20 protein-coding genes are annotated in these 16,257 nt (G+C 40.4%); 18 read left to right on the forward strand and 2 right to left on the reverse strand.

Annotated elements, in window-relative coordinates:
- Positions 1-53: 53 nt before the first annotated feature.
- The 4 genes from dapE (at position 54) to SMUL_RS03335 (ending at position 3,689) form a co-directional block, all read left to right on the forward strand.
- Positions 54-1,166, forward strand: a complete 1,113-nt coding sequence (gene dapE, locus SMUL_RS03320) for a succinyl-diaminopimelate desuccinylase (RefSeq protein WP_025343842.1) — start codon at positions 54-56, stop codon at positions 1,164-1,166.
- Positions 1,163-1,534: a RidA family protein gene (locus SMUL_RS03325; RefSeq protein ID WP_025343843.1), complete on the forward strand. Its 372-nt coding sequence runs from the start codon at positions 1,163-1,165 to the stop codon at positions 1,532-1,534. The genes dapE and SMUL_RS03325 overlap by 4 nt, the downstream gene beginning before the upstream one ends.
- Before the next feature lie 78 nt (positions 1,535-1,612).
- Positions 1,613-2,953: an FAD-dependent oxidoreductase gene (locus tag SMUL_RS03330; protein ID WP_025343844.1), complete on the forward strand. Its 1,341-nt coding sequence runs from the start codon at positions 1,613-1,615 to the stop codon at positions 2,951-2,953.
- A gap of 46 nt (positions 2,954-2,999) precedes the next feature.
- On the forward strand, positions 3,000-3,689 hold the full coding sequence (locus SMUL_RS03335; RefSeq protein ID WP_025343845.1) for a class I SAM-dependent DNA methyltransferase: 690 nt from the start codon (positions 3,000-3,002) through the stop codon (positions 3,687-3,689).
- On the opposite strand, the gene SMUL_RS03340 is transcribed toward SMUL_RS03335, so the two are convergent.
- Complete coding sequence (locus SMUL_RS03340) at positions 3,686-4,168, reverse strand: hypothetical protein (protein WP_025343846.1); 483 nt, start codon at positions 4,166-4,168, stop codon at positions 3,686-3,688. The genes SMUL_RS03335 and SMUL_RS03340 overlap by 4 nt on opposite strands.
- An 80-nt stretch (positions 4,169-4,248) precedes the next feature.
- Here SMUL_RS03340 and SMUL_RS03345 point away from each other — a divergent pair, with 80 nt between their 5' ends.
- A complete protein-coding gene (locus SMUL_RS03345) occupies positions 4,249-4,698 on the forward strand; it encodes a GNAT family N-acetyltransferase (protein WP_025343847.1) in 450 nt (149 codons plus the stop codon).
- A 63-nt stretch (positions 4,699-4,761) separates the two neighbouring features.
- Positions 4,762-5,913, forward strand: a complete 1,152-nt coding sequence (locus SMUL_RS03350; RefSeq protein WP_025343848.1) for a S41 family peptidase — start codon at positions 4,762-4,764, stop codon at positions 5,911-5,913.
- Here the strand turns inward: SMUL_RS03350 and SMUL_RS03355 are convergent, their stop codons facing one another.
- Positions 5,914-6,966, reverse strand: a complete 1,053-nt coding sequence (locus SMUL_RS03355; RefSeq protein ID WP_025343849.1) for a chemotaxis protein CheX — start codon at positions 6,964-6,966, stop codon at positions 5,914-5,916.
- A gap of 290 nt (positions 6,967-7,256) precedes the next feature.
- Here SMUL_RS03355 and pyk point away from each other — a divergent pair, with 290 nt between their 5' ends.
- From pyk to SMUL_RS03415, 12 genes are all read left to right on the forward strand, one after another.
- Positions 7,257-8,702 (forward strand): pyruvate kinase, encoded by a 1,446-nt coding sequence (gene pyk / locus SMUL_RS03360; protein WP_025343850.1) that lies wholly within the window; start codon positions 7,257-7,259, stop codon positions 8,700-8,702.
- A gap of 134 nt (positions 8,703-8,836) precedes the next feature.
- Positions 8,837-9,145 carry a 50S ribosomal protein L21 gene (rplU, locus tag SMUL_RS03365; RefSeq protein ID WP_025343851.1) on the forward strand — a complete coding sequence of 103 codons (309 nt, stop codon included), beginning with the start codon at positions 8,837-8,839 and terminating at the stop codon, positions 9,143-9,145.
- A 39-nt stretch (positions 9,146-9,184) separates the two neighbouring features.
- Entirely contained in the window at positions 9,185-9,445 is a 261-nt protein-coding gene (gene rpmA, locus SMUL_RS03370; RefSeq protein WP_025343852.1) for a 50S ribosomal protein L27, read from the forward strand.
- A gap of 122 nt (positions 9,446-9,567) precedes the next feature.
- Positions 9,568-10,674, forward strand: coding sequence for a GTPase ObgE (gene obgE, locus SMUL_RS03375; protein ID WP_025343853.1), 1,107 nt, complete (start codon positions 9,568-9,570; stop codon positions 10,672-10,674).
- Positions 10,655-11,419 (forward strand): glutamate 5-kinase, encoded by a 765-nt coding sequence (gene proB, locus SMUL_RS03380; RefSeq protein ID WP_025343854.1) that lies wholly within the window; start codon positions 10,655-10,657, stop codon positions 11,417-11,419. The genes obgE and proB overlap by 20 nt, the downstream gene beginning before the upstream one ends.
- 1 nt (position 11,420) lies before the next feature.
- Positions 11,421-12,338, forward strand: a complete 918-nt coding sequence (gene fmt, locus SMUL_RS03385) for a methionyl-tRNA formyltransferase (RefSeq protein WP_038532960.1) — start codon at positions 11,421-11,423, stop codon at positions 12,336-12,338.
- A complete protein-coding gene (locus SMUL_RS03390; RefSeq protein WP_025343856.1) occupies positions 12,301-12,954 on the forward strand; it encodes a biotin--[acetyl-CoA-carboxylase] ligase in 654 nt (217 codons plus the stop codon). Before fmt ends, SMUL_RS03390 begins: the two co-directional genes overlap by 38 nt.
- Positions 12,951-13,736, forward strand: coding sequence for a ParA family protein (locus tag SMUL_RS03395; protein ID WP_025343857.1), 786 nt, complete (start codon positions 12,951-12,953; stop codon positions 13,734-13,736). The genes SMUL_RS03390 and SMUL_RS03395 overlap by 4 nt, the downstream gene beginning before the upstream one ends.
- A 4-nt stretch (positions 13,737-13,740) precedes the next feature.
- A complete protein-coding gene (locus SMUL_RS03400) occupies positions 13,741-14,598 on the forward strand; it encodes a ParB/RepB/Spo0J family partition protein (RefSeq protein ID WP_025343858.1) in 858 nt (285 codons plus the stop codon).
- A 140-nt stretch (positions 14,599-14,738) separates the two neighbouring features.
- Positions 14,739-15,161, forward strand: coding sequence for a FoF1 ATP synthase subunit B' (locus SMUL_RS03405; RefSeq protein ID WP_025343859.1), 423 nt, complete (start codon positions 14,739-14,741; stop codon positions 15,159-15,161).
- An 11-nt stretch (positions 15,162-15,172) separates the two neighbouring features.
- The gene (locus tag SMUL_RS03410) at positions 15,173-15,688 is read left to right on the forward strand and encodes a F0F1 ATP synthase subunit B (RefSeq protein WP_025343860.1); all 516 of its coding nucleotides are present in this window, start codon (positions 15,173-15,175) and stop codon (positions 15,686-15,688) included.
- Positions 15,688-16,218 carry a F0F1 ATP synthase subunit delta gene (locus SMUL_RS03415; protein ID WP_025343861.1) on the forward strand — a complete coding sequence of 177 codons (531 nt, stop codon included), beginning with the start codon at positions 15,688-15,690 and terminating at the stop codon, positions 16,216-16,218. Before SMUL_RS03410 ends, SMUL_RS03415 begins: the two co-directional genes overlap by 1 nt.
- Positions 16,219-16,257: the final 39 nt, after the last annotated feature.

A 16,257-nucleotide genomic window follows, 5' to 3' on the forward strand; every position in this document is an offset into this window, starting at 1 on the left:
AAACAAGAAATGAGTATAAACTCTAAAGAATACTCTTTTACAATAGAGGAATCATGCTAAACACACACGAACTTTTCTTAAAACTTTTACGCTTTGTCTCCGTGACGCCAGATGATGGTGGTGCCTTTACATTCATCAAAGCGTACCTCAATGATTTTGAGATCATTGAAGTCAATGTTGAAAATACCAAAAATCTCTTTTTATACAAACGTTTTGGCGAAGGCCCACACCTCTGTTTTGCAGGGCATATTGACGTGGTTCCACCAGGTACGGGTTGGAAAAGTGACCCGTTTGAGCCTATCGTTAAAGAGGGTATTGTCTATGCCAGAGGTGCCCAAGATATGAAAAGTGGCGTTTGTGCGTTTGTGCAAGCGATGCGTGAGACGACGCATTTTAACGGGACACTCTCTGCTATCTTGACCAGCGATGAAGAGGGTGATGCCAAGCATGGGACAATTGAAGTGATCAAAGAGTTAGAGCGTCGCTCTTTTTTACCCGATTATGTCATCGTGGCAGAACCGACCTGCGAGAAGGTTTTTGGCGATGCGATTAAAGTAGGGCGTCGTGGCTCCATCAACGGTGTGATCGAAATTGTCGGGAAACAAGGGCATGCGGCTTATCCTGAAAAAACGATCAATCCTGTGCATCAAATGGCACCTCTGCTTTCCAAATTTGCGGGGCATTATTTGGATGAGGGCGATGAGTTTTTTACCCCTTCGCAGATCATCATCACCGATATCAGAGGTGGCATGGAAGTCACCAATGTTACTCCTGGTAATCTCAAGATCATGTTTAATGTACGCAACTCAACTAAAACTGATAAAGCAAAAATTAGAACGTATATGGAAGAGGTGTTGCAAGGCTTAAACTTTACTTTGTGTTTGAGTGAAAGTGCGCATCCGTTTGTGACCTCCAAAGACTCACTCATTGTCAAAAAACTTAGTAACGCGCTTTTACATGTAAAAGGTTTAATGCCTAAACTCTCCACCGCAGGAGGAACGAGCGATGCCCGATTTTTCGGAAGTTTTGGCATTGCGACCGTCGAGTTTGGTGTTGTAAACGATACCATTCATGCGCCCAATGAGTGTTGCCCTTTGAGCGAAGTTGAATCTTTAGTCCATATTTTTAAAACCGTCATTGAAAATTTCAAAAAGGAAGATGTATGAAAATAGTCTCGACGACCAATGCACCCGCTGCCATTGGTCCGTATTCACAAGCGATTGTGGTGAACGATATGGTGTTTACCTCTGGGCAAATCGCTCTTATGCCCGATGGTACTTTTTTAGAAGGCGATGTGGAAGCACAGGCTACTCAAGTGCTAGAAAACCTCAAAGCCGTGCTTAAAGAAGCAGGTAGTGGTCTGAAAAAAGTGGTTAAAACAACCATTTTTTTAGCCAATATGGATGATTTTGCAAAAGTCAATGAAGTGTATGGCGCGTTCTTTAAAGAGCATAAACCTGCACGCAGCACCGTTGGTGTCAAAACATTGCCTAAAAATGCGTTGGTTGAGATCGAAGCAATTGCAGTAAAGTAACAATTTATTTTAAAAAACTTTAAAGTTTTTATAATAGAATGTCGCACCCTAAAATCTTAGAGTAGGAAGTTATTTAGCATGACAAAAAATCACTATGAAGTCTTGGTCGTCGGTGGCGGAATCTCAGGTGCAGCTCTTTTTTATGAGCTTGCAAAATATACAGACGTTAAGCGTATCGCGCTTGTCGAAAAATATGAGCGTTTAGCAAAATTAAATTCTGCTGGAACGTCCAATTCTCAAACCATTCACTGTGGCGATATAGAGACTAACTATACTCTTGAAAAAGCGAAAAAAGTCAAAGAGACTGCAGGCATGATCGCAAAATATTGCGTTGCGCATGGGCACGAGGGTCAATTCTTATTTTCACATCAAAAAATGGCAATTGGTGTGGGTGATACCGAAGTTGCCTACATGCAAAAGCGCTACGAAGAGTTCAAAGAACTTTATCCCTACCTTGAAGTCTTTGATAAAGAGAAACTCGCACAGATTGAGCCAAAGCTTATTTACGATGCTGAGGGCAAAGAGCGTCCTGATAACGTTATTGGTGTGGGCGTTGAAGGTGGAGAGTTTAGTACCGTTGATTTTGGTCAAATGAGCGAAAGCTTGGTCAATGAAGCGCAAAAGATTGAAGGCAAGGTTGCCGATGTCTTTTTGAATGCGCAAGTGACCAACATTACCAAATTAGGCGATATGCACGTGGTGATGACCAAAGAGCATACCTTTACGGCTGATTTTGTCGTTGTCGATGCAGGAGCACATTCACTCTATCTTGCCCATGAAATGGGATACGGGCTTGATTTTGCCTGTTTACCCGTGGGTGGCAGTTTTTACATGACCAAGAAAAAAATGCTCAATGGTAAAGTCTATATGGTGCAACACCCAAAACTTCCTTTTGCGGCACTGCATGGCGATCCCGATATCTTAGCCGATGGTTGCACACGTTTTGGACCAACAGCATTGGTAATGCCAAAATTAGAGCGTTACACAGGTGGAACGTATCTTGATTTTTGGCAAACATTGCAATTTGATGGCAAAGTTGCGAAGGTCTTTTATGATTTGATGAAAGACAGCGATATTCGTAACTACATTTTACGAAACGTTCTTTTTGAACTTCCAAAATTTGGTAAAGAGCTTTTCATCAAAGATGCACGCAAAATCGTTCCTTCTTTGCAACTAGACGACCTTGAATACGCGCATCACTTTGGTGGTGTCAGACCTCAGGTGATTAGCAAAACAGAGAAAAAATTGATGCTAGGCGAAGCGAGTATCAACCCAGGTACAGGCATTATCTTTAACATGACACCAAGCCCAGGGGCAACCAGTTGTCTTGGTAATGCACGTCGCGATGTTAAAATCGTGTGCGAATACCTTGGCAAGACATTTGATGAAGCACGCTTCAAACACGAACTCGTTGACTAAAAAATCTCATGGGGCTTTTGATTAAAGCCCCAACCAAAGCTTGCCCATGATAAATCCTCTTGATCTTTATGCCAAAATCGAATCGCTCATCGGTTTTGATGCACAGTATGAAACCCTCTACCAAACCTATTTGGGCTTGCTAAAACCTTTACATGTAAAGCGTATTTTGGATGTGGGATGTGGCAATGGAAAATTTCTTCTACATCTTAAAAACGAGAAACTCAGTGCCTGCGGTATTGATCGAAGTGCCGCAATGATCGAGCGTGCGCGTGCTTTAGGCGTGGAGGCAAGTACCAAAGAGCTCGAAGCATTTGAAGAGGCTTCGTTTGAGTGCGTTGTCGCCATTGCCGATGTGCTCAACTACATCGCACCAGCGCAGATAGACTCTTTTTTAGAAGCCGTTGCACGCGTGCTTCCCAAAGAGGGCTACTTTGTTTTTGATGTCAATACCTTGTATGGTTTTGAAGGGGTCGCCGAAGGGGTGATGTGCCACGATACAGAAGATCAATTTTTATGCGTTGATGCAACATTTGAGCATAATGAGCTTTTAACGAAGATTGTTTTATTTGAAAAAGAAGGCGATCTTTACCACAAAAATGAAGGTTCCATCACACAATACTTTCACCCGCTCTCTTTTTTCAAAAAACTGGGAGCATTCAAACTCTGTTCTACCAAACCCGTCACACTCTTTGGTGACGAGCCTGATAAAACAATTTTAATTTTGCAAAAACGTTAAGCGAGGTCTTGCAAAAACGTATTGAGCATGGTATTTTCTTGCTCAAGTTTATCTTCGGCTTGCATCTTCTCTTGAAGTTGCTTACGGTAAGCATCGAGCATCGTGTCTAACATGGAGATTGCATTTTCTCGATCTTCACCGCTTAAGGGTGGTTCACTATCTGCACTCAGCCCCAATTTATCTTCAAGCTCCGCTTTTTTCTCTTCCATCAGTTGCTCAATTTTTTCTTGATTGTACTCTTGATAAAATTGAAGTGAACCTTTGGACGTCAGTGCTTCTTTAAATGCTTCAACCGCCGCATTTGATTCAACTGAAGCAGCTGAGATTGTGGATTCATCACTCGAACTGGTGCTTCCATCCAATTGACTTGCAAGGATACTGGCAAATGAGTCTTCACTAAGCGAATCCTTTGTGGTTACTTTTGTGAGTGTACTCAAAAACGATTGATTGACACTGTTTTTACTTTCCTCAATGGTCATTAAAAACTCCTTATGAGATGAGTATTTATAACAAGCAAAAAGGGTTCCTATGTTAAAATATAAATCAAAAAAGGAGTTCTATGTTTGTGGTTGAAGAGGCAAAAAGTTCTGATATAGAGCATTTAATTGATTTATTAACCCTGCTTTTTTCGCAAGAGGCCGAATTTACGCCGCACCCTGAGCTTCAACGCTCAGGCCTTAGGATGATCTTGGAAGATGCCACCATAGGCACCATTTTTGTTCTTAAAAAAGATGGTGTGATCATCGGGATGGTGAGTCTTTTATGGACGATTAGCACGGCACTTGGCGGTAAAGTTGCCTTCTTGGAAGATATGATTATCGCGCCTAAATACCGAGGAAAAGGGTGTGGAACACTGTTGGTGGAGGCTGCAATTGAGTATGCTAAAAAGCTTACATGTAAACGTATCACGCTTTTAACCGACCCGCATAATCATGCGGCACAGCACTTTTACAAACGACTGGGTTTTGATGATTCACAGATGCAACCAATGCGATTGATCTTAGCGTGACATTTTGCAAAAAACGGACAAAAAATAGTACTATACAGCTATACAAAGTAAAAGGATCTATGCTTGAGACGTTTTTTTTGTTTTTTAAGCCTCATGATGACACTACTAAATGCGACACCACCCACGGATTCTTATCTCTTATACCAAGAGGTTGTCCAAAAAATTAAAGAAGAGTCGGTTCAACCTTTTGATGAAAAACGGTTGATGGAAGGTTGTTTAGAAGGAATGGTGACCAGTGTTGACATCAATGGACGCTATCTCAACGAAGAAGAGTATGAGACGCTTTATCTCAGCTCAAAGCCCGTTGCTGGTGTCGGGTTGTATCTGATTCAAAAGCGCAACCATATTTATGTCAAATCGGTTGTTGACCACTCTCCTGCACACAAAGCCAATCTTCAAAAAGGTGATGAAATTGTTCAAATCGATGGTGTTCTTGTTCGAAACCTCAGTTTAGATGAGGTCATTTCAGCCCTTCGCGGATCTCCCAATACCAAAATTAAATTATTAACACTCAAACTTAACAGTTCAAAACCGATTGAGCTGCAACTCACGCGTAAAGCAGTTACGATCGATCTTATCAGTTCGTTGATGTTTGAAAATGATATTGCCTATGTCAAAATTAGCTCTTTCGCCCAAGATACACTTCCCTCTTTTTTGGAGGATATGCGCTATCTTTACGAAGCACAAAAGCACAAAATTAATGGAATGATTTTGGATCTTCGCGATAATCCAGGAGGCATTTTCAGCAGTGGTATTGCCGTGACCTCTCTTTTTTTAGAGAAAGACAAACTTGTTTTAACAGTCAAAAGTCGCCACAAAGAGGAAAAAAAGCAGTATAAAAACACACCGCAAGATTTTGAAGGGGTTGAATATGCTGACAAAATAGAAGCGCTCTCTTTTTTAAAAACAGTCCCCTTAGTCATTTTAACCAATAATGACTCAGCAGGGAGCTCGGAGATTGTCTCTTCGGTGCTTCAAGAGTACAATCGTGCCATGATCATTGGAACGCCAACGTTTGGTAAAGATACGTTTGCAACGCTTTTTCCCCTCAGTTCCAACACGACAGCTGTAAAGTTTGCGACAGCACGTTGGTGTACGCCTAAGGGAAAAAGTGTATGGCCCAGTGGTGTGATACCCAATATTGAGATCAATCAAGGAAGCGAAGAGGAAGATATTCCCCTTCAAGAAGCATTACGTTTTTTACAGAAAAAGTAGTTATTTGGTAATAAACATGTAAAAAGGTTTTTCATCCAGTTGCATGTCGATCCAAACGCCATTGGAACCTAACGTATCGCTCAGGGCAACTTGCACGGAGAGGTAGGTTTTAGGAAGTTCAAAAAGAACTTTAAGATTTTTACCCGAGAACGTTACTTTCGCCGATCCTGTGATGATATTGCAAAATTCAGCAACACCATCGACAATTGACGCTGTATCATCGGCTTCAAGACTCTCTCCCAACATGGCTTCTAGTGCAACAAGTGCCAGTTCTCGTGGAAAAACAAGGAAGAAAATACCACTAATATCGCCTTTAAATTTCATCGCAGCGATGATCACATGCGGAGGGATTTTTTCATTAAACGGTCTGATTTCATGCTTGATTTTTTGTGCTTCAAGCCCTGTAATCGTCACAAGCGAATTAACGGCGGTGTCAATAAACACAGGAAGATTCATCACCAGTTGTTTAGAAAGTCCTAAACCTTGTGAGGCGTGTGTTTTAGTGCTGCTTTGGTTAATGGCCGTGTGCGTGATGGTCATATCGTATTTTTTAGCAGAAGCTTTGATCTTAAAATCTTCTGCATTGCGTGCATGAACGATGGAATAGCCCATTTTCCCCAGTTCCATTGCAATTTTGTCGGCATTCTCTTTATCTTCATCGTAGATGAGTACGTCTAGCTCTTTTTTGAAGGCTTTTGGGTTAAAAAAGAGAATCGCTGTATTAATGTTTTGAAAGAGTTTCACCGAGGTATTGGCACTAAATTTTTTAAGATAGGCAAACGTATCGCGTTTATAATCACCAATAGCGACGGGAAGATCAATCCTATGGCTTAGTTTTTCAAGCTGTTTGACTAAATTCGCAAGGTTGGGATCTTCTTTGGTTAAAGGAGAATAAGGGGTATCTTTTAAGGAGACAAGTACACCTTTGATCCCTTTGTCTTTGAGCATTGCCTGTTGTCCTATAATCGTATTGTATAAGACACTGTTACGATTCTCATGAACCGCTTCGTTATAATTAAAAATTAAAATAGAGTGTTGAATGCTGTTTGTCATGGTGTTATGTTAACCGTATGTGTTGATTAGGATAATAAGTAGTGATAATACCACACAAAGCTTTTAATTTTATTGAATTAATCTAAGGCTATCGTATTTATCGACCGATGCAAAAAAAGCACCTTTCTTAAAATAGAATAAAGCCGATCCACAGACGTTTATAGGATGATGCAATGTGACAAAATGTGTAAAACTTCAGCATCTTTTTAAAGCTTACATGTAAGGCTTATGATATAATTTTGTAACACTAAAGTGATATAATAGAACTCATTATAAAAAAGGAAACAGAGATGGATAAAAAGACAAAAATCCTAGCAACCGTTGGACCAGCAAGTGATAGTGTAGAGATTTTAGAGGGGTTAATTCGAGCAGGTGTGAACGTATTTCGACTCAATTTTAGCCATGGAACCCATGAGTACCATGCAAGTACACTTGCCAAAATCAGAGAAGCGGAAAAAAATGTTCAGAAAAAAGTGGGTGTTTTACAAGATATTTGCGGGCCAAAGATTCGTGTAGGAAAACTCGAAGATGACTTTTATCTTGAGCCAGGGGATCACATCCATTTCACGAAAGAGCAAATTGTTGGTAAAAAACTTGAAGAAGGAAAATATGAACTCTGCATTAACCAACCGCAGATTTTAGATATGCTTAAAGAGGGCGAGTATATCTACCTTTACGATGGCAATATTCGCGCGAAAGTGATTGAAATAGGCGATAAGATTGTAACCCAAGTGGAAAACAGTGGCAAACTCTCTTCCAACAAAGGGGTGAACTTTCCCAATACGGTCATTAACATCGAAGTTATTACGCCTAAAGATGAAGCAGATCTTCGCTGGGGTGCAGAGAATGACGTCGATTTTGTGGCTGTCTCTTTTGTCCAAAGTGCCAAAGATATTTTACAAGCACGAAAAATTCTTAAAGAGCATAAATCCCGTGCGCATATTTTTGCCAAAATCGAAAAATTTGATGCGGTTGAAAAAATTGATGAGATTTTAGAAGTCAGTGATGGCATCATGGTAGCACGAGGAGACCTTGGTATTGAAGTCCCGTACTACAAAGTTCCAAGCATCCAAAAAAGATTGATTGCCAAAGCCAACGCGGCATCTAAGCCCGTTATTACGGCGACGCAAATGCTTCTTTCCATGGCAGAAAAAGAGATGGCAACCAGAGCTGAGATCAGTGACGTTGCGAATGCTGTGTTGGATGGAACGGACGCGGTGATGCTCTCAGAAGAGAGTGCGATTGGGGTCAATCCAATCCATGTTGTTGAGGTTATGTCCAATACGATTAAAGAGATTGAAGCGATCTATCCGTATAGTAAATTCGAGGTTTATCCCTTCTTGGATGAGACCGATATTATCTCTTCATCCACCGCGCGTCTTGCGGATCGTCTAGGTGTTGAAGCGATGATTTCACTTACCAGTTCAGGAAAATCGGCTAAAAAATTAGCGAGGTACCGCATTAAAGCAGACATTTATGCCGTTACGCATGATGAACGCGTTGCACGCTCTTTAACCATTGCATGGGGCATTAAACCGATCATGAACATTGAAGCCAGTAATCTCAACATGATGCTGGGCAAAACGCTTCAAAAGGGCATTGAGCGAGGTTTGATTGATAAAGAAAAAACCTACATCGTCACAGCAGGTTATCCAGCAGGTGTTGAGGGAAGTACCAACTTTATTCGTATCTTGAAAAAAGCACAGATTGAATACTACACCGATATGGTTCTCTAGGGAGATTTTAAGCGATTTAAGCCTTTTGGAAAGACTCCTTTAGGCTTAAAGACCTTTTACTTTAATATTACCTTAAAGAAGGTTTAGGTACAATCCAAACCTCAAAATAAATCTCTCCCAAGAAGGACATACGCATGTATGCAATTATAAAAAATGGCGGGAAGCAGTATAAAGTTCAAGAAGGCGACTACTTAAATGTCGATAGACTTGACGCTCAGCCAAAAGAGAAAATCGTAGTGACGGAAGTTTTAGCTGTGAACAATGGCGAACTTACAGTGGGTGCCCCATTCGTCAATGGTGCTACAGTAGAACTTGAAGTTGTTACTGAAGGCAAAGACAAAAAAGTTATTACTTTCAAAAAACGTAGACGTAAAGACTCTAAAGTCAAACGTGGTTTTAGAAGACAATACACTAGAGTAAAAGTTGTAAGCATTAAAGCTTAACCCACAAACGTTACAAAAGATAAAGATTAGGAGTAACCAATGGCTCACAAGAAAGGTCAGGGAAGTACCCAGAATAATAGAGACTCAGCTGGACGTAGACTGGGTGTTAAAAAATTTGGTGGTGAATTTGTACGCGCAGGCAATATTATTATTCGTCAACGTGGAACAAAAGTACATGTAGGAAATAACGTAGGCATCGGTGTTGATCACACGATCTACGCATTAATCGATGGTTTTGTACAATTCCAACGTAAAGATAAAATTAGAAACAAAGTTTCTGTTATCCCCGCAAGCTTATAATGTAAAGGTGGAGTTTTCTCCACCCTCTTTTTTTCCCTCAAAACAAAAATACCTCTAATGATTATACGTTTACATGTAATGATTAAAGGTATTATTACTCTTTATATTAAAAGGTTTTTACGATGTTTATAGACAATGTAGCACTCACACTCAGCTCCGGAAAAGGAGGCCCAGGTTCCGTCTCTTTCCGTAGAGAAAAGCATGTTATCCAAGGTGGTCCTGATGGTGGAGATGGAGGACGCGGAGGCAATGTCTATTTTGAAGTGGATAACAATACCCACACCCTCTCCCATTTTCGAAACAACCAACACCTTAAAGCCAAAAATGGTGAAGCAGGTATGGGAAAAAAGATGTACGGTAAAATGGGCGAACATTTGGTCGTAACGGTTCCTCCTGGAACGCAAGTTTTAGATGCAGAAACGAAAGAGGTTCTTTTAGATCTTGTCGATGACAGCGAGAAAAAGCTTTTTTTAGAAGGCGGTATGGGCGGTCTTGGCAATACACACTTTAAAAGTTCAACCAATCAACGACCTGAATTTGCTCAACCTGGGCGTCCTGGGCTTACCAAAGAGATTAAGCTTGAACTTAAATTGATCGCCGATGTTGGGCTTGTAGGTTTCCCAAATGTGGGAAAATCAACGCTGATTTCGGTTGTCTCCAATGCGCAACCTGAAATTGCAAACTATGAATTTACCACGATTACACCAAAACTAGGTGTGGTGGTCACCGATGATTACCGCTCGTACGTTATGGCGGACATTCCAGGTATTATTGGAGGAGCTAGTGAAGGCAAAGGGCTAGGGATTGAGTTCTTGCGCCACATTGAGCGTACTAAATTTTTACTTTTCATGATTGATCTTGCCAATTACCGTGATCTTAAAGAGCAATATTACACGCTTCAACAAGAGCTTCGCACGTTTTCTGAAAAATTAGCACACCGTGATTATGCGATCGCACTGACACGTTGTGACACATTAAGCTCTGATGAGATCAATGAAAAAGTGGACCAATTTTTAAGACTTTTAGGGCTTGAAGCCAATGAATTTACGCACAAATATAAAACGAGGGAAGACTTGCATTCGTATGGTCAAGATGTTCATGAGAGAGAGCGTGCATTGCCATTTTTTGTGATGCCACTCTCTTCTGTCTCTAAAATCAACGTTGATCCGATCAAGTATGCCCTATCCGATGTTATAACAAAGGTTCGTGATGAGAAGAGTAGTCGTTAAGGTTGGCACGCACGTCCTAAGCGAGCAAAACCGTTTATGTAAAGAGCGCATTTTAAATTTGGTGGAATTTTTAGTCGCACTGATGGAAAAACATGAAGTCATTTTGGTCTCTTCGGGAGCCGTGGCAGCTGGTTATTCCATCTTGAAATTGGATAAAAAATTACTGCACAATCGCCAAGCAATCGCCGCTGTGGGTCAACCCCAATTGATGGCGATCTACAATAAAAAACTTGAAAAATTTGGTAAAAGTGGCGCACAACTGCTCTTAACAGCCGATGATTTTGACTCACGAAAACGTTGTTACCATGCTAAATGTACGATTGACACTTTGCTTGAAAATGGTATTCTTCCCATTATCAATGAAAACGATGCGACGGCAACGGAAGAGCTTGTTTTTGGTGATAACGATCAACTTTCTTCACGGGTTGCATACTATTTTGGAGCAGACCTTTTGATCTTGCTCTCCGACATTGACGGCTATTATGACAAAGACCCTCACAAACATGCCGATGCGACGATGCGCAAGATTGTTCATGCGATTGATCCTTCCGAATTGGAAGTTGAAAAATCAGCCAATTTTGCCTTTGCAACGGGCGGCATCGTGACCAAACTCAAAGCGGCAGACTTTTTGTTGGAGCGCAAAAAATCGATGTTTATCGCGAGTGGCTTTGATTTAAGCGATGTGAAAAGTTATATGTTAGAGGGCGTTCATAAAGGCGGAACACTCTTTACATGTAAGGATTAAAATGCGCATTGTTTTTATGGGTACCCCTTCGTATGCTACGACAATTTTAGAAGCATTGCTTCAACATTCTGACATCGATGTGGTGCTTTTGATAACCCAAGAAGACAAACCCGTAGGACGAAAACAGGTATTGACTCCTCCGCACATTAAAGCATGGCTCCTTGAACACGATTTACATGTAGAAATTTATCAGCCAAAATCGTTGCGAGGAGATGAAGCTCACGCCAAAATTGCTGCGTTAAAGCCTGATTTTATCGTAGTGGCGGCATACGGTCAGCTTTTGCCTAAAGCAATCCTTGATATTGCGCCTTGTATCAACCTTCACGCTTCACTCCTTCCAAAATACCGAGGAGCAAGCCCGATTCAATCCACACTTTTAGCCAACGAAACCTACGCGGGTGTGACCTCAATGCTGATGGAAGAGGGGCTTGATACGGGCGCAATGCTTGGATTTTCATACCTTAAAATTGAACCAAAACACACTTCGACACTTTTGTTTGATGCCCTTGCCACACTGGCGGCAAAATTGACCGTTGTGACTCTTGAAAATTTTCATTCCATCTCGCCTTTAACCCAAATCAGTGCTAATGCAAGTCATTGTAAAAAGATTAAAAAAGAGGATGGTTTGGTCTCGTTTGATCACAGTGCTCAAGCGATTGTGACACGCTTTAAAGCACTCTCTCCTTGGCCGGGACTTTTCTTGGAATCGGGTATAAAACTACTAGAACTTGAATGCAGTAATGAGAAAGAAAATGCTCTTGGTGGCGTCCTTCAGGCGATAAACCCTGAAGGAATTATACTTACATGTAAAAAGGGTTCACTGCTGCTTAAAACCCTTCAGCCGATCTCCAAAAATGCGATGAGCGCTGTGGATTATATTCGTGGAAAAAGGCTTAACATTGGTGATACACTGGTTTGATTCTTTAGAGTCCACACATCAATATCTCATCACCTCGCTTCGCGAAGGTACACTTTTTGCACCATGTGCCATCGGTGCTACGACACAAACCAATGGGGTGGGCAGTCGTGGTAACGCTTGGGTTGGCGAAGCGGGAAATCTCTTTTTTTCATTTTGTGTCGAAGAGAAACAGTTACCGCTCGATTTGCCATTAGCCTCTGTTTCGATCTATTTTTCTGCTTTAGTGAAGCAGATTTTAGAAGATAAAGGCTCGTGTGTATGGCTTAAATGGCCCAATGATTTTTACTGTGATACGAAAAAAATTGGAGGAATGATCACCACCAAAACGAGTGTTACGATTGTAGGTTCAATTGGACTGAATCTTTGTAGCGCACCTGAAAATTTCGGGACTTTAGATATTATCATTACACCCAAAGCTTTAGCCGAAGATTTAATTGCTAAGGTTGAAGAAAAAATATCGTGGAAGAAAGTTTTTAGTAAATATAAGATAGAATTTGACCAAAATCGAAACTTTTCTTTCCATTTAGATGGCAAATTGGTCTCGTTACGTGACGCGGTATTGTGTGATGATGGCTCTATAGAGCTAGAAAATAAAAAGGTGTACAGTTTACGATGAGTGAGATTATAGCGATAGCAAATCAAAAGGGCGGTGTTGGTAAGACAACCACTGCTATCAATTTGGCTGCCTCCTTAGCAGTTGCTGAAAAGCGCGTGTTATTGATCGATATTGACCCTCAAGCCAATGCGACAACCGGTCTTGGTTTTCACAGAAGCGACTATGAGTACAACATCTATCACGTGCTTATCGGCAGAAAACGTCTTTCGCAAGTCATTCTTGAGACGTCACTTTCAACCTTACATGTAGCGCCATCGAATATTGGACTTGTAGGAGTTGAAAAAGAGTTTTATGATAACAATACCAAGGGTCGCGAGCTTATTTTGAAAACGAAAATTGAAGAGATTAAAGATCAATACGATTACATTATCATCGATTCACCTCCAGCACTTGGAAGCATTACAATCAATGCACTCAGCGCTGCAAACTCTGTAATTATCCCGATTCAGTGCGAATTTTTTGCATTGGAAGGTTTGGCGCAGTTACTCAATACCGTCAAACTGATTAAAAAAACGATTAACCCGACACTAGAAATTAAAGGCTTTTTACCGACCATGTACAGCACCCAAAACAACCTCTCAAAACAAGTTTTTGCAGACCTTAAAGAGCATTTTAAAAGCAAACTGTTTGTGGATAAAGAGAGTGCTTCGTATGTGGTCATTCCTCGCAATATCAAACTGGCAGAATCCCCAAGTTTTGGCAAACCGATTATTTTATACGATGTAGAATCGCCTGGTTCTAAAGCGTATCAAAATCTTGCCAATTCGATTTTAGTGAGTTAACGTGATGAGTGCAAAGAAGGTTTTAGGACGAGGACTGAGTGCGATTATCGAAGATGTCGAAGAGGCATACAAACAAGATATTGAGCAAGCAAAAGATTTGGTTCGTGACATTGCCATTGAGCGTATTACCCCAAATCCTTACCAACCACGAACGCATTTTAATGAAGTTGCTTTAAAAGAACTCAGCGAATCGATTAAGCGTCATGGCTTATTGCAACCGATCATTGTGGTTGCTAAAGATGATGGCTATATGCTTCTTGCAGGTGAACGTCGTTTACGTGCGAGCAAACTAGCAGGCTTTACAAAAATAAAAGCCATTGTGGCAGACATCGAATCAAAAAATCTACGTGAATTAGCGCTGATAGAAAATATTCAAAGAGAAGACCTTAATCCCGTCGAACTTGCCATTGCCTATAAAGAACTCATTGAAGAGTATAAAATAACCCAAGATGGACTCTCTGAAATTATCCATAAAAGCCGAACCCAAATCACCAACACGATTCGGTTACTGAGCTTAAGTGATCAAACAAAAAAATACCTTGCAGAAGGTATTCTCTCTCAAGGTCATGCAAAAGTTTTGGTAGGACTTGAACCCAAAGATGAAGAGACGATCGTCAACACCATTTTAGGTCAAAAACTGAGTGTGCGTGAAACCGAAGCGTTGGTAAAGAAGCTTAAAAGCAGTGATGAGTCAACTGGTAAAGTAGAAAAGACCGTTTCGGCTATTCCTGAAGAGCTTCAAACACTTACAAGCAGGCTGAAAGAGCTTGGCTTTGAGGCAAAACCTAAAGCAAATACCATCACAATCCATTTTAAAAACGGTGAAGCAATTTATACTTTTTTGGAGCAATTGAAGTCTTAAAGCGGGTTGCGTCGGTTCATTTAATAAACTATTTTCCTTTGCTGTGTTACAATTCGCGCAAAATTTTGATACGGCAATCTTGTTTGTGCTAAAAAAATCTTAAAAATTGAGTCTGATCTCGAGCTAAAGGAGCAAGAAATATGTTGGATATTATCCCAGCACTGTTACTGGTGACTGGAACTGTGTTTTTAGTGATGTTAATACTTCTTAACAAAACGCTTTACAAACCCCTTCTGGAGTTTATCGACAATAGAAATAACTCTATTAATCGTGATTTAGAAAATGCAGGGAAAAATGCCAGTGACGTTGTAGCCTACTATCAAGAAGTAGAAACGATTTTGTCTGAGGGCAAAATGGAAGCAGCGAAAATTAGAGAAGCTGCACTGAATGAGGCAAAAGAGAAAGCGGGCAAAAGAGTTGAGCAAAAAAAGAGTGATCTTGAAGCTCAAAGCGTAACGTTCTTGAAGGCTTTAGAGTCAGAAAAGGATGAGTTTAAAAATGGTCTGTTGGCACAAATGCCTCTTTTCAAAGAGAGTGTTGCTGCTAAACTGAGCCATATTTAAGGAGTATACGGATGAAAATAAACTATTTTTTACTCTTGTTAGCTCCAATGGCACTTTTAGCCAGTGGTGGTGAAAGTGGCGGATCGACGGATATTTTTCCAAGAGCTGTCAACTTTTTAATCTTTGCTGCGATTATGTACTACTACGTTGCAGATGCTGCAAAACAGTGGTATGTTGGGCGTAAAAACGAGATTGCAACGAAGTTAGATTCAATTCAAGTTAAATTGAAAGAGTCTAATAGCAAAAAAGAGACTGCCCTTGCTAAAGTCGAAGAGGCAAAAGCAAATGCAAGAGTCATTGTTGAAACGGCTAAAAAAGAGGCACTTCTTTTAGCTGATAAAGTTGCACAAGACGCAGATGTCGAAATCGAAAGTTTGAGCAGAGCCTTTGAAGATCGTGTCAGTATTGAGCGTCGTAAAATGCAAAGAGCTATTGTCTGTGAAGTTTTAGATGAGATGTTTAAAGAGGGTTCTATCTCTTTAGACAATGATGAAATCGTTAAAATTGTCAATAAGAAGGTTGCATAATGAGTGGAGCAATAGCAAAAAAATATGTTAATGCGCTCATGAGTAGCTGTAATGATGCTGAATTAACAGAGATTTATGGTTTGTTAACTCAATTGGTTGGGGCCTTAACGATAGAGAAGTTTCATAACATTATTCTCTCTCCAGATGTCTCTGCAAAAGCGAAAGAAGAATTAGTTCTCTCTTTGGTTGAAACTAAAAATACGAAATTTCAAAATTTCATCAAATTACTGAGTCACAACGATCGTCTTACCTTGATTTCGGTTGTTGCGAAAGAGTTAAAATACCAACTCTCTTTAAAAAACAATACATACGAAGGGAGTGTTGCGACCAACTTCAAAATGAGTCAAGCACAAGTCAGTATGTTAGAAGAGAATTTCAGTAAAAAGTTTAATGCTAAGATTAAATTAAATGCGAACGAAAACAGTTATCCGGGTATTAAGGTTGAGTTAGATGATTTGGGTGTTGAAGTAAGCTTCTCAGTTGAGCGTCTTAAAGCTCAATTAACAGAGCATATCTTGAAAGCAATTTAATAATAAATAGATAAAAGAAAGTTAAGGAGTAATGTGTGG

This window comes from Sulfurospirillum multivorans DSM 12446 (assembly GCF_000568815.1).
GTDB lineage: Bacteria > Campylobacterota > Campylobacteria > Campylobacterales > Sulfurospirillaceae > Sulfurospirillum > Sulfurospirillum multivorans.